Annotated in this window: 14 protein-coding genes; 1 reads left to right on the top strand and 13 read right to left on the bottom strand. The window is 60.6% G+C overall.

Annotated features, from left to right (window positions below; translation table 11 throughout):
* Nucleotides 1-10: 10 nt before the first annotated feature.
* The 8 genes from V6657_RS03225 to V6657_RS03190 form a co-directional block, all read right to left on the bottom strand.
* Nucleotides 11-457: a GtrA family protein gene (locus V6657_RS03225; RefSeq protein WP_048935168.1), complete on the bottom strand. Its 447-nt coding sequence runs from the start codon at nt 455-457 to the stop codon at nt 11-13.
* A gap of 324 nt (nt 458-781) precedes the next feature.
* On the bottom strand, nt 782-1,858 hold the full coding sequence (locus V6657_RS03220) for a M48 family metallopeptidase (RefSeq protein WP_048935169.1): 1,077 nt from the start codon (nt 1,856-1,858) through the stop codon (nt 782-784).
* Nucleotides 1,859-1,879: 21 nt separating this feature from the next.
* Nucleotides 1,880-2,956 (bottom strand): YjgN family protein, encoded by a 1,077-nt coding sequence (locus tag V6657_RS03215; protein ID WP_048935170.1) that lies wholly within the window; start codon nt 2,954-2,956, stop codon nt 1,880-1,882.
* A gap of 230 nt (nt 2,957-3,186) precedes the next feature.
* Nucleotides 3,187-4,830 carry a chaperonin GroEL gene (groL, locus tag V6657_RS03210; protein ID WP_021196717.1) on the bottom strand — a complete coding sequence of 548 codons (1,644 nt, stop codon included), beginning with the start codon at nt 4,828-4,830 and terminating at the stop codon, nt 3,187-3,189.
* Between the two features lie 109 nt (nt 4,831-4,939).
* The gene (groES, locus tag V6657_RS03205; RefSeq protein ID WP_009238929.1) at nt 4,940-5,230 is read right to left on the bottom strand and encodes a co-chaperone GroES; all 291 of its coding nucleotides are present in this window, start codon (nt 5,228-5,230) and stop codon (nt 4,940-4,942) included.
* 603 nt (nt 5,231-5,833) lie between these two features.
* Nucleotides 5,834-6,772: a VOC family protein gene (locus tag V6657_RS03200; RefSeq protein ID WP_082170275.1), complete on the bottom strand. Its 939-nt coding sequence runs from the start codon at nt 6,770-6,772 to the stop codon at nt 5,834-5,836.
* A 33-nt stretch (nt 6,773-6,805) separates the two neighbouring features.
* Complete coding sequence (locus V6657_RS03195) at nt 6,806-7,702, bottom strand: haloalkane dehalogenase (protein WP_048935171.1); 897 nt, start codon at nt 7,700-7,702, stop codon at nt 6,806-6,808.
* A gap of 203 nt (nt 7,703-7,905) precedes the next feature.
* On the bottom strand, nt 7,906-8,532 hold the full coding sequence (locus tag V6657_RS03190) for an NAD(P)H-dependent oxidoreductase (RefSeq protein WP_048935172.1): 627 nt from the start codon (nt 8,530-8,532) through the stop codon (nt 7,906-7,908).
* A 124-nt stretch (nt 8,533-8,656) separates the two neighbouring features.
* On the opposite strand from V6657_RS03190, the gene V6657_RS03185 reads away from it, so the two are divergent.
* Nucleotides 8,657-9,589, top strand: coding sequence for a LysR family transcriptional regulator (locus V6657_RS03185; protein ID WP_048935173.1), 933 nt, complete (start codon nt 8,657-8,659; stop codon nt 9,587-9,589).
* Nucleotides 9,590-9,734: 145 nt separating this feature from the next.
* Here V6657_RS03185 and V6657_RS03180 read toward each other — a convergent pair whose 3' ends face one another.
* The 5 genes from V6657_RS03180 to V6657_RS03160 all read right to left on the bottom strand — a co-directional run bounded on the left by V6657_RS03180 (nt 9,735) and on the right by V6657_RS03160 (nt 13,709).
* On the bottom strand, nt 9,735-10,979 hold the full coding sequence (locus V6657_RS03180) for an MFS transporter (RefSeq protein WP_048935174.1): 1,245 nt from the start codon (nt 10,977-10,979) through the stop codon (nt 9,735-9,737).
* Nucleotides 10,980-11,135: 156 nt separating this feature from the next.
* Nucleotides 11,136-11,561: a DoxX family protein gene (locus V6657_RS03175; RefSeq protein ID WP_048935175.1), complete on the bottom strand. Its 426-nt coding sequence runs from the start codon at nt 11,559-11,561 to the stop codon at nt 11,136-11,138.
* A gap of 67 nt (nt 11,562-11,628) precedes the next feature.
* Nucleotides 11,629-12,480 (bottom strand): pirin-like C-terminal cupin domain-containing protein, encoded by an 852-nt coding sequence (locus V6657_RS03170; RefSeq protein WP_182585155.1) that lies wholly within the window; start codon nt 12,478-12,480, stop codon nt 11,629-11,631.
* A 13-nt stretch (nt 12,481-12,493) separates the two neighbouring features.
* Nucleotides 12,494-12,871: a ferredoxin family protein gene (locus V6657_RS03165; protein ID WP_048935177.1), complete on the bottom strand. Its 378-nt coding sequence runs from the start codon at nt 12,869-12,871 to the stop codon at nt 12,494-12,496.
* 229 nt (nt 12,872-13,100) lie between these two features.
* Nucleotides 13,101-13,709, bottom strand: coding sequence for a TetR family transcriptional regulator (locus V6657_RS03160; RefSeq protein WP_338754964.1), 609 nt, complete (start codon nt 13,707-13,709; stop codon nt 13,101-13,103).
* Between the last annotated feature and the right edge of the window lie 94 nt (nt 13,710-13,803).

Here is a 13,803-nt window from a genome sequence, read left to right as displayed (position 1 = left end):
CGCCAACGCGTTACTTAAACGTCCACGCCCGATGCAGCACGAACGTGATCGGCGGCACGATCAACAAAATCCAGGCAAGCCCGACCCAATAGTTTCCCCCTAGCCGCTGGGCCGCCCACGAGATGGTGAGCGTGAGCATGAGCCCGAACATCGCCACACAAAGAAAGCGCAGAAAGTTGTCGCGGCCCGGCCGCGCGGAAAAGCTCCACAGCGCGTTCATGAGGTAGGAAAACACGGTCGCACAGACAAACGCGATACCGTTGGCCAACACAGGCGATGCAGAGAACCCGACCACCAATGCAGTGGCAATGGCCACGTGCACGCAGGTGGCCGTCACCCCCGAGATGCCGAACCGGAACAGCCGGACGAGTGTGAGGCGATTGGGAATCAGACGCGCCGCCGCTTCCTGGACAGCGCCAACGCATGCGGTCCTGGCGCCTTGCTCCGCTTGCCGCATGGTCTCTCCCCCGCATTGCATTCAAACCGTAGGCAGGCGTGCGGCCTACCCGACGGATTCGCACGGAACGTCACGACGTCGCGCAACGTGGTGAAGCGACTGATGCGACAGCTCTTTGCGGCGTCGGCTGGCCCCACCGTGCGATCACTCAGGAACGCCCACTTGCGGCGCACCTGCCCCTTTATTCTCTGAAACCATTCTTGTCGCCCCGAAGGGAGAGAGAAATCCGTCAAATGGATGACGGACCGTCCCATCTATCGCCGAGTCGGCGTACCGGTAAGCGGGGCTGCGTCCAGGAACGGCCCCCCCGGCAGGCAAGGGGAGTCAGTCAGCGTCGCTGCCGCCGTGGGTGCGATCGAAACGGCGCAGCGTATCGATACGCTCGCGCGTAAGCGGGTGTGACGAGAAGAACGCCGAGGCGTCGTCATCGCTGGCGGTGTCGGACTTCTTCGCATCGTCAGCCTTGCGCGTGCCGCCGTGCGTGTCCTCCAGCGCTTGCAGCACATCCGCAAATGCACCGACAGACAAGCCGTTGTCCTGCAGCAGCCGTGCAGCGTAGTGGTCTGCATCGCGCTCGTAGTCACGCGAATAGCGCAGCGTGAGCATCGCGGCCGGCACGCCTGACAGGATGGTCGACACATCGCCAAAGAGCAGCGCTGCCGTCGCCCCAATGGCGGAGGACTGAATCAACTGGCGCAGCCCGTGTCGATACTCGACGTGCCCGGCCTCGTGCGCCAGCACACCTGTCAGACCATCGCCCTCGCCCACCAGCTTGACCAGCGCATCGGTCACGATGATGTCGCCGCCGGGCAGCGCGAATGCGTTGGCGCCCAAGGAGCCCGCATCCCGAAAGACAATGTTGTAGGTGTGCGTGGCCTGCGGTGCACGCAGAGCCGCAAAGCGTGCACGAATGCGCGCCTGCTGGGCCTCCGGCAGCTTGCTGGGCTTGAGCCAACGCTCGTCCAGCGCGCGCAGCGTACCGCGCCCGAGCTGCAGCTCCACGCGCTGCGGCACCATGTTTGCCACCACTTTGGCGCCCCACGGCAGGCCATAGCGATACCCAATCACCAGCACCAGTACCGTCACGATCAACGCGCCGAGCGCCAGCTTCCAGCTGTTCTGCGCGCGCACCACCAGACCCTCCTGGTGGCCAGTGCGCTGGAGCAGCGCGTTGAGCGCCGCCTGCTCCGCCGGGTCGGCAATCTCGCAGAAGGCGCCGTCGTCGAACGTGATCAGGCGCGGCGCATGCTTGACGCGCTCTGACACGCGCAGCGTCGGCAGTGCGGCACGGCGCAACAGCGTGCCGTCGGTGTCGAACAGCACCGCCTCGCCCGCCTCGACGGCAAGACGCACGGGCTGCGCGCGCGAAGTCCGGCCGTCGAAGTAGGTGGCGAGAATCATGGGCGTAACCTTCCGGCGTGCTTACAGCGCAATGTCGATGTCATACCAATCCACCGCGGCGTCGCCCAGGGCGCCCACCTTGGTGGTCTCGCCCGCCACGAACGTGTCGAGCGAGCCGGATGCAAACAGCGTCACCGAGTCGATCTTGTAGCGCAGCGTACGCACGCGAGCAAACGGCGTGAACAGGCCGATGGTGATGGCAATCAGCACCGCGTTCGACACGTAGATCCAGAACAGATTGCCAGCCGCCACTTGGCTCTGGAAGCGATGCGGGCCGAGCGTGGTGTGGTTCCACACGACGTTCTGCAGACGCGACATGAAGTACGGCGCAAGGAACAGCATCGCCAAGTACATCAGCACCACCGCAATGGCGATGCCGATGGCCGCGCTAGCGTTGTTAGCACCCTTGCCGAACGAAACACCGGTCAGAAGAATCAATGCACCCGCTGCAACGACAGCCAGCAGTGCCAACCCAAACGTGCGCAGGTACACGCCATAGAAGTTGCCCGGCGTGCCCGAGAAATCGAACGGCGTGGTGCCAAAGCGCGTGTTGCGATGCTGATAACGCTTGAAGCGCTGATGCGCCAACGGCGCCAGCAGGTACGCGGTAAAGACACTCAGGATCGGCCAGACCAGAAACACCATGTAGCCTTCTGCGTCCTTGCCCGTGAAGGCGAAGCGCAGGCCACGGTAGCTGGAGTTGGCCATGCGGAAGCGCAACGAGCGTACCAGCAGCCATGGAAACGCCGCGGCCAGCAGTGCCAGGAACACCAGCGACAGCGCCGGCGATGAATGGCTCAGCAGGTTGAACGCCAGCGCCAGCACGAAGATGATCGCGCGGCCCTTGAGAATGGCGGTCGGGCTGCCGTGATAGTCGAAGCTCGATCCGGCCAACTGCGTGTTGCGGTAGAAATACTGCATCGTGCGCACCTTCGCCCAGGCCGAGTAGATACCCAGCGTGACGATGGTCAGCAGCAGGTTGACGATCCAGATACGGAAGTATTCCGAGCCGCTGCCGATAAAGCGCATCCGCAAGGGTTGCGGGGCAGCTGGAGCGGGGGCGCCGCCCAGGACGGGCTCGCGTGCGATGTCGTTCATCTGTTTTCCCTTCCCTGTGTTGTTGTCGTGCCCGCTCAGAAACGGAGGCTCGCGGGTGGGCCGATTGTAGCGAAGCCCGCCGCAATGCAGCGTTAACGGCGCGTTAACAAATCAGCGGGAGAACGTGCGTGCATATAACAAAAACCCCCGCGGGCTCGCACCCGCGGGGGTTTTGTTTGGAACAGCCTCCGGAGGAACCGGCGGCCGGGCCAGGTTGCCAGACGGGCAAATTACATCATGCCGTCCATGCCGCCCATGCCACCCATGCCGCCCGGCATTGCCGGCGCTGCATCGTCCTTCGGCAGTTCTGCAACGGCGCAATCCGTCGTCAGCATCAGCGAAGCGACCGAAGCGGCGTTTTGCAGCGCGGTGCGGGTCACCTTGGTCGGGTCCAGCACGCCCATTTCCACCAGGTCACCGTACTCGCCGGTGGCGGCGTTGTAGCCGTAGTTGCCGCTTCCTTCGATCACCTTCGACACCACAACCGAAGCCTCGTCGCCAGCGTTGGTGACGATCTGGCGCAGCGGCTCTTCCATGGCGCGCAGCACGATCTTGATACCGGCGTCTTGGTCAGCGTTGGCACCCTTCAGGCCGGAGATCAGTGCACGGGCACGCAGCAGTGCAACACCACCGCCAGCCACGATGCCTTCTTCCACGGCAGCGCGCGTTGCGTGCAGTGCGTCTTCCACGCGGGCCTTCTTTTCCTTCATTTCGACTTCGGTGGCAGCGCCAACCTTGATCACGGCAACACCGCCGGCCAGCTTGGCCACGCGCTCTTGCAGCTTTTCACGGTCGTAGTCCGAGGTCGCTTCTTCGATCTGGGCACGCACTTGCTTCACGCGCGCTTCGATGTTGTGGGCATCGCCTGCGCCATCGATGATCGTGGTGTTTTCCTTGCCGATTTCAACGCGCTTGGCTTGGCCCAGGTCGTTCAGGGTTGCCTTTTCCAGCGTCAGGCCGACTTCTTCAGCAATGACCTGGCCGCCCGTCAGGATGGCGATGTCTTCCAGCATGGCCTTGCGGCGGTCGCCGAAGCCCGGCGCCTTCACAGCAGCCGTCTTCAGGATGCCGCGGATGTTGTTGACCACCAGCGTTGCCAGGGCTTCGCCTTCGACGTCTTCAGCGATGATCAGCAGCGGACGGCCAGCCTTGGCCACTTGCTCCAGCACCGGCAGCAGGTCGCGGATGTTGCTGATCTTCTTGTCGAACAGCAGCACGAACGGGTTGTCCAGCTGGACAACTTGCTTTTCCGGGTTGTTGATGAAGTACGGCGACAGGTAGCCGCGGTCGAACTGCATGCCTTCCACGACGTCCAGCTCGTCGGCCAGCGACTTGCCGTCTTCCACCGTGATCACGCCTTCCTTGCCGACCTTGTCCATGGCTTCAGCGATGCGCTGGCCGATGGATTCGTCGCTGTTGGCCGAGATGGCGCCAACTTGAGCGATTTCCTTGCTGGTGGTGGTCGGCTTGCTGATCTTCTTCAGCTCTTCAACAGCGGCCGTCACAGCCTTGTCGATGCCGCGCTTCAGGTCCATCGGGTTCATGCCGGCGGCAACGTACTTCATGCCTTCGCGCACGATCGACTGGGCCAGCACCGTTGCGGTGGTGGTGCCGTCACCGGCGTTGTCGCTGGTCTTGGAAGCCACTTCCTTGACCATTTGCGCGCCCATGTTCTGCAGCTTGTCCTTCAGCTCGATTTCCTTGGCGACCGACACACCGTCCTTGGTCACGGTCGGGCCACCGAAGCTGCGCTCCAGCACCACGTTGCGGCCCTTCGGGCCCAGGGTCACCTTCACTGCGTTGGCGAGAATGTTCACGCCTTCGACCATCTTGGCACGTGCGGCGTCGCCGAACACTACGTCTTTAGCTGCCATCTTGAGAATCTCCGAGATCTTTGGATGTTGCCCGCGCGCCCTTAAGCTGCGCCGGCAATGAGGATTGGGTTACTGGTAAGCGTTGCGAACGTTATGAACGAGCGCGTGCTTACTTTTGCACCACAGCCATGATGTCTTCTTCGCGCATGACCAGGACTTCCTGACCATCCACCTTGACGCCCTGGCCGGCGTACTTGCCGAACAGCACGCGGTCGCCGACCTTGACGTCCAGCGCGATCGCATTGCCCTTGTCGTCTTTCTTGCCCGGGCCGACGGCCAGCACTTCGCCTTGATCCGGCTTTTCAGCGGCGGCGTCAGGGATGACGATGCCCGAAGCGGTCTTGGTTTCGTTGTCCAGGCGCTTCACGATCACGCGGTCGTGCAAAGGACGCAGGTTCATACACAACTCCTCAATGCAAAGTGAGTGTTTATTCACAAAACGCGCCGCAAGACGCGGCGCATCGGGAAAGCATCGGGGGTCGGAGGCGTTGTTAGCACTCCTGCCCGGCGAGTGCTAATTATAGGGACGGGGTATTACGATTTCAAGAATGGAAACTTGCTGTCGAGATTATTGTCGAGATTCACTCAATCTGGAACTTTGGTCACTCAATTTGGAACTGCTCGAGGCAGCCGCGTCGGCTTTTGAACAATAATCCCTTATAAATCAATTGCTTACGATGCATCAGATGATCACTACCCTGGCCGGGCGTCCGCTTGGCACGACGCTCTTGACCCACAAACCATACCGGGTTACCCCAAAAAAAAGGCCCGCGAACGCGAGCCCTACCGAATAGACACGGAACAACCAGCGTAGCGGGACACAACCTCACACCATGCCGCCTATAGCCGCCCGGTGATCTCTCCGTCACCCAGATCACTTCTGTTCAATCTGACGCTCCCCCGGGTAGCGACCTCCTGCTGTATCAGCTCATCGTGAAGGAGCCAAAGAACGTTCAGTGCAGCAACTCCAACCCATATGGGCTGGCCGCACACCGCCGCAAACTCAGTTTGACACCGCAGACTGGACAATCGCCTCACGCGGTCGGGCGCCGTCTTCCAAGTTCCGCAGCCCAGCGTGCCCCCATGACATCCCCGGACGCAAGACGTAGCTCTCCACCGTCAGGTTTTGCGGATCAACGGTCCGAAGATCCCAACCGTATTCAATGAACCAGCGGGACGGGTTGCGGAAGTAGAAGGATACCGACTGATCATTGGGGTGGCGACCGATGCCGGTGGCAGCAATCTCGCGCTGCTGGCACAGGTCGTACGTGGTTCCGATGTCGTCGAGCGAATTGGTTTCGAAGAAAACATGTTGAATCTTCCGGGGCGCCGGAGGATAGAAGATCAGCGCCATGGAATGATGTCGTGCGTTGCAATGGAGGAACACGGCCAACGGCACGCCCTCTGGGCTCACCACCCAATCGGAAATCCCAAAACCTAGTGTGCGCACATAGAAATCTGCCACGGCTTTGATATCCGAGGTGACATACAACACGACGTGACCAAGCCCGAGGTCGGCTGTCTTGAAGCCGGTCAGGGCCCGCGTCGGCATAAAGCGCGGATTAAAGACCACCTCGTTCCCGACGGTCAGCTCCATGCGCACACCGGTGTGAGGACAGGTGAAATGCGCGAGTTCAAGCACACGCCGCTCCGCTAGCTCTGACGGCGTACCTGGCAAGACTTTGACGCCGGCTCGGTCAAGATTGGCGGCCACCACCTCCAGCGCCTCGTGGTTCGCCACTTCCCAGCCGATGTACGCAATATCATCCGATTCCCCTGGATGAATGCTTAGCCGGTGATGGCGCTCGTCGGCACGCAGATAAATCAAGTTGTCGGAACTCTCGCGGCCGAGCTCCATCCCGAGGACCTCGGGTCCGTACTTGCGCCACGAATCCATGTCAGATGCGTGCGCCCCCACGTAGGCTAATTTGGAAACCTTCATTGCAGAACTCCTCGCGTCTCTGAATGGGTGCGTTCAGATCCTGTTGTCAGAGCGAACACGTTTGACGAACGCGGCGATTGCCGCGCCGATTTCGTCCGGGCTGTCTTCTTGCAAAATCTTGCGGCCCTTGACGGTGACTTCGGTCTGGTTCTTCCAGCCGCGAACTTCGTCGCGGATGCGGCCGGTCATGATGGCGCCTGGGTCACCATTGATCAGCAGCTTGGGCACTGCATCGCTGGCAATCCATGGGCCGTAGCCCGCCATTGCTCGGTGCACATCCGTGAGGTCGGCATCCAGCGGCAAGCTGCGCGGCCAGGACAAGGTAGGCCGGCGATCCTCCCCTGCGTGCAGGAACGGGCGCCGATAGACGGTCATCTCGTCTTCTGTCAGGGGACGCATGATGGCGGCCGGCAAACGCTGCTCAATGAACAGGTTCTGCTGGAGGACAAGCTCCTCACCAGCAGCCGAGCGCAGTGCCCTGAAAAGGGGTTGTCCGGGCTCCGGAATATCGGCCCAACTCATGGGCACCGCAACGGCTTCCATATGGACAATCCCCTTGACGCGGTCGCGATTGCGGTTGGCCCAGTCAAAGCCGAGGGTGGCACCCCAGTCGTCCAGCACTAGGATGATGTCGTCGCCTAGGTCAAGCGCATCCCAGAGAGCGAACAGATGTTCTCTGTGCTGCGCGTAGCTGTAGTTGCTGGGGTCGGCTGGTTCAACTTTCTGCGAAGCGCCCATCCCGATCAGGTCGGCAGCAACGAGCCGCCCGAGCCCTTCAAGATGAGGCATGACATTGCGCCACACATACGAAGACGTAGGCTGTCCGTGCTGAAAGACAATGGCGGAGCCGCGGCCTTCGTCGAGATAGGCCATCTTGCGACCTTGAATCTCACGAAACTTAGGCTCGGCGTAGGGTTGTGTTCCGATCATTTTTGGTTAGGGCTCGTAATGAAATGGAGGACACGGAGCGAAGCGCCAATGAAGACGACAGCCTTCAAGAACCGCATCGGAGCGACACCCGCTTAATCTCGGCCAGTTGACCAAAACGGAAACGCAAGGCTGTCATCACGCTCATCAATGGATCGCGATACATTTGCTCGCCGGCATCGGCCTCCGCAGCACCAACCGCAGATTCATACCGCCGCAAAGTCTTCAACGTAGTTCTGGATCTGTGCCTGCGCATCGGCAATTGAACGCGTGGCCATGTCCGGGCCCATCGCAAGACCTTCTGCATAAACGAAGCGCACGTCCGTCATGCCGAGGAAACCAAGCGTGACTTTCAGATAGGGCGCAATCACGTCGGTAGGCTGATCTCGATGCACGCCACCGCGCGAGAGAACCGCGTACACGGTCTTGTTCCGAAGCAGCCCCACGGGGCCCTGCGCGCCGTAGCTGAAGGTCACGCCGGCACGGCAGATGGCATCGATCCATGCCTTCAGTTGGGCAGGAATGCTGAAGTTGTACATCGGCACGCCGAGTACGATGACATCGGCCGCGAGCACTTCCGCAATCAACGCATCGTCTGCAGCGACGCGATCACGCTGCTCTGGTGAGCGATGTTCGGCCGGCGTGTGCAGCGCCTGCAGTGCCGCGCCGTCCACCAGAGGAGGCGGGGTCTGGCCTAGATCGCGAACTACCACCACCGCTCCGGGGCTGGCCTCTTCAAGGCCTCGCACAAGCTCAGTGGCAAGACGGGTGGATTGCGAACCCTCTCCGTTGGCGTACGGACGGGCACTCGAGTTGATTTGCAGGATATTCATGGCGGCTCCAATAGCGCGTTGACATTCACGTTTTGGAGTCTATAAACTGCAATACAGCAACGGTAGATCGAAAATTGCACATCTTCGTTGCTCAGATGGAACGAAGAATTGAGAACTTCTCTCTATGATCGACCTCGACGCAAACGACCTCCTGCTGTTTGCTCGCGTCGCTGAAGTCGGCAGCTTCAGCCGCGCAGCTGACCGCTTGCGACTGCCCAAATCCACTGTGTCGCGGCGTATTGCGGCCTTGGAGAAGCGACTGGGGGAGCGGCTCGTCAACCGTAGCTCGCGCAAGCTGACGATCACCGATTTCGGCGTACATGTGCTTGAGCACGCTCGCGCGGTGGCGACTGAAGTGGATGGTGCACTTGCTTTGGCGCAACACCGGCAGGCCAAGCCTAGTGGGCGGTTGCGTGTCTCGCTGCTTGCCGATTTGGCTGCAAGCGCGCTACCTGAGATGCTGGCCAATTTCGTGCGCGAGCATCCAGCAATCGTGCTCGAGATGGACTTGTCGTCCCGACGAGTGGACCTGATTGGCGAGAATTACGATTTGGCGGTCCGCGTGGGAGAGTCGCTGGAGGATAGCGATCTCAGTGCGCGCAAGTTGGCCGAACTTAACGTTGGCCTCTATGCATCGCCGGACTATCTACGTCGCGCGGGTAAGCCCGAAGTCCCGGACGACCTGCTCCGCCTACACGGCTTGCTGTTGCAAACGCGAACCGGTGATCCACGCGGGTGGACGCTCGAGCGCGGCCAAGACCCGGACAAAGAGCGCTGGAGCGGAACGCCGCAGCAATACAGCATTGCAAACTCCCCCGCCGTGCTGATGCGTATGGCTCAGGCGGACTTCGGTGTCGTCAGCGTGCCGGAGTACTACGCTCGCGAAGCGGTGCAGCAAGGGTTGCTTACGCAGCTACTGCCGGAATGGCACATGCCGGCGGGGAAAATCTGGGCCGTCTTTCCTGGGCGGCGGCTTATGCCCGCCAGGACCAGAGCGTTCCTGGATGCGTTGGTGGCAACGCTCGGAGACGACTCCGACACACAGGCGAGGACATGACCCCGGCTGGCACCATGCCACTTCTGCTCGGAAGAATTGCACAGCGCATCTGTTGGTCTGTTCAAGACGATCGAACGAAGTTCTCCAGCTTGGCCCCTCTACCGTTCCAAGCGGGATTCACGCTGAGAACGCCGTCCTCGGGCCCTCAGGCGGGGCTGCGTTGCAGTGGCTCTTGTGCCTCGGCTAGATGGCGATGGCTTGGCCATTTCTTGCTACGAGCCAGCACAAAAACAGTGATACCGCCTGCGGCCATGAGGCACGCGATGGCCACGGACCAGCCAAGGTAAAGGCCATGCTGTATCAGGGTACCGGCAGCCAATGGTCCAACGATGTTAGAGATTGCCATTAAGGCGCTGCTCAATCCCATGAGCGCCCCCTGTTGTTGCGGCGACGAAGTCATAGACAAGGCTGCCATCAGACTTGGCCTGCTCATTGCCGTGCCGACGCTCGCCAGCAGTAACCCCACGGCAAGCGCTGCCAGCCCCGGAAATATGCTCAGGACTCCTAGGCCTGCGCAGAACAGCAGCAAACTGAACGCGCAGAGCACGCTATCTGGGAAGAGACGCTCGAGCTTTTTCATCCCAGCCGCCTGAACGATGATGTTGACGAACCCCGACGCCGTAAAGATATAGCCGACTTCTCGCGGCCCGAAGGCATGACCATTCCAGGCGTAGTGCGCCTGCAGAAACAGCGCAAACTGCGAAACGTACATCGCAAAGCCAACATAGAAGAGCCCCAGGACAATCAGCACCGGTAGGGTTCCCGGCATCCGAAGGGTCTGTCGCAGCGATAAGGTCTTAGGCCTCGCATCGCCCGTGCGGTGCTTTTCAGCGTTCGGCAAGAAAATCAGATTCACGACCAAGCTCAACGCCGACAGCAGCGCAGCCCCCCAGATCGGGGCGGTCATTGATATATGGGACAGGCCAGCAGCGAGCGAGGGACCGACCATCATCCCCACGCCCACACCTGCACTGATCATCCCGATTGCTTGGCGGCGATTCTTTGGCGTGCTGTGATCGATTGCATAGGCGCTGGCGACGGAGAGATTGCCGGATGTGACACCGTCGACGATGCGCGCGAGGAAGACAACCAGCAGGTTGCCCGCACTGGCGAGAAGCACCAGGCTAGCAAAGGTGCCGAGTTGACTACCCACCAGCACGATTTTCCGCCCCAGACGATCTGAGAGCTTGCCAAGCGTTGGCGCCGCAATGATCTGGCCGAGCGAGAACACTGCCACGAGCGCGCCGATGGCGAACGGACTCGCACCGAAATGCTGCGAGTAGAACGGCAGTAACGGAAGGATGACCCCCATGCCGATTGCATCAATAGCGACGACGCAAAACAGGGGAATCATTACCCGCATCGGCAGGCGATCGATAACAGCGGACATGGTGAGTCGGCTCCAAGCATGGGGCGGTAATCGCGGGCTACCCGTCGTTGCGACGCAGGTTGCGTAGCCCTTCTAGCAGAGACGTCCCGGCGGCAAGCTAGACACCGGGATGCGCCTCATGTTTAGAAGGCCAGCTTTCGCATTCGCAAATGCCGATTACGCGACGGAGGCCCGTTGCACTGCCTTTGCTCGGCGCTGATCAATGCTCAGTGCGCCGGCGCCGAATGCGACTACCTGCAGCAACCCACCGATGATCGCGAGATTTTTCATCGCATGGATCATCTGGTTGGGATCGGCCATGTTGCTATGGAACAGCGCTGCTGCTGCGGCCGTAAATGCAGCTAGAAACAGGGCCGCAATGCGTGCGCGATACCCAGCCAGCAGCATCAAACCGCCGCCCACTTCAACCACGACGGCCACCAGGTAGGCAGCGAGCGGCATCGCTACTCCAACCGAAGCGATATAGCCTTGCGTGGCCGCCGGCGTCGCAAGCTTGTTAAAGCCACTCCCCAGAAAGAGCAGCGCAAGCAGGATGCGCCCAACAAGGGCAAATGTGGCGGTAGGTTTCGATACGTCTTTCATGATGACTTCCTTTAAATGGCTAGAGACAAGGGAGCAAGTTGATGTAGGAAAGCGGGCTCAGGTGTGTTCAAGCGCTTTCGTAGGGCGCGAGTTCGCCCATCTCACCACGCCGATAGCGCTCAATGGCGTCACGGACTTGCTCGGTGGTGTTCATGACAAAGGGACCGTTGACGACAGTCGGCTCTTGAATATCCGCACCCGATAGCAGCAGGAACTGGCTTGGCCGCCATGCGTGGAATGTCAGCGTTGAACCGTCACCGGCAAGCGCCAGACCATGCCCGTGGGCGACCCGCTGCTCGCGCCGGTCAGAGCGAATCAGGACCTCGCCTGAGAAGACATACAGGAAAGCGTTGTGAGCGCTCGCCAAAGAAAACGCGATGTCGCGCTTCAGTTCGACGTCGAGCAACGTAAAAGGCTCGACCGGCGCCAACGGAGACGAAACGTCTTCGAACGTCCCAACGACCACGCGTACACGATCTCCACTGCCATTGGTCCACTCAGGCACGTCAGGGCCGTCCAGGCTGTGCACGGCTGGCGTCTTGAGCTTGTTGGATGCATGCAGGTTGACGAAGAATTGCAGACCGTGCAGCTCGAGACTGAGTTCAGCCGGCAGTTCCTCATGCATCATGCCGCGGCCTGCTTCAGACCAGACGATGCCTCCGGGCCCGACAACAATGTCGTTTCCCAGCGAATCGCGGCTACGCAAGCGGCCTGCCGAGTCCTGAAAGACATAGGTAACGGCAGAGAAGCCGGCGTGCGGATGCGGTGCAAATGGCTGACCGCGTACACGGAAATCGTCAAGCACAAAGACGGGCGATGCCCGGTTGCCGAGCGGCGTCAGATCGAGGCTGTCAACCTGGAAGGATTTGCGATCGCCTCGTCTGCTGGTTGTCAAAATTGGGGAAAACTGTACTGACACGATGAACTCCGAACTATGTTGCACTGCTTAACGAGCCGGCCATACCCGCACGGTCATGCTCGTGCCGCACCAACTTGATGGCTTTCTCCGGACAAGCGCTCACACACAAGCCACACGCCCTGCAGGCGTCGGCGTTAGGCGTGTATGCCGTCTTCTTGCCATGGGCCCACAGCTTGAACTTCACGCGCAGCGGCATCGCGCTGAAGACATCGTCCGCCAAGCGGCCGATCTCAAATACGTTGTAAGGACATACCGCGACACACGCCGCCTTGCCTTCGCAACGTTGGGCGTCGACCACTGGACGAATGGTGCCGGCTGGCGCCTTGCACTTCGCTTCGTTAATCGGCGCCTGCGCTCGATCAGAAGCGCTTCTTCCAAACTTCTTTCTCATGGGTTCAACTCCAGATACCGGGGCAGCGACTAACCTTGCGAAACGGCCCGGCTTCAACACACGGGCCACTATATGCAACGCAAATTAGCAACGGAAGATAGTGAAATGCACAAATACGTTCCATGAGCGGAACGATAAGAGCGCAATCGCTGTGCCCAGGCTTTTACATTGACGAAAGTGTGTTCGGCGCTTGACCGTTACAGATCGCGCGCCCGCCGACCGCTCTCAGCTAAAGCACGTCCGCCTTCGGGGGCTGGCCCGCCTCCGATGGAGACAATCCATGCGTCAGCAGAGAAAGCACATGGCGATCAATGGTGGCGTTGTCGAGAGGCGGACTAGAGCTGAGGCGTCCGCGGATCGTCGCAGCCGCATGGGGCACCATCAGCAGTGCCATCAGCGAGATGAAGAGCAGATCTGGAGAAAGCTGGGGATTGATTTCTCCGCTGCGCTGCGCCTCCGCTACGATGTTTCTGAAGACCATGCTTTTCCGGTCCGGAATGCGCTGCATAACCCGCTCCCTCAGCATGCCACCCTCTTGGATGATCTCGCGCAACCACAGCGGAGGCAGCCAGGGAGCGTGATCAATGATCGACAGTACACGCCGGGCAATGCCTTGAATGACCTCGAGTACAGACTCGCGAGCGAAATCGGCAGGCTCCCATATCTCGCGAATCTGCGGAGCCAAGCGTTCCTCCACAATGGCGTCCAGCAGCTTGTCACGACTCTCGAATCTGTAGTGGACCATGGCGGATGTCACCTCGGCCGCTTCGGCAATCTGAGCGAGCGTGGTATTGGCGATGCCGCGCTCGGCGAACAATTTCAACGCTTCATCCAGCAATCGCTCTCTGCTGTGCGAATCGGAGGGGCCCGGCCGACGGCCGGGCGTGGAGCGCCGATTGGAGGATCCCTGAGCGGTCATGAATTCGGTTCGT

The sequence above is a fragment of the Ralstonia sp. RRA genome, assembly GCF_037023145.1.
Lineage (GTDB): Bacteria > Pseudomonadota > Gammaproteobacteria > Burkholderiales > Burkholderiaceae > Ralstonia.
The sequence above is the reverse complement of the archived record's forward strand: the minus strand, read 5'-3'. Positions and strand labels throughout refer to the sequence as shown.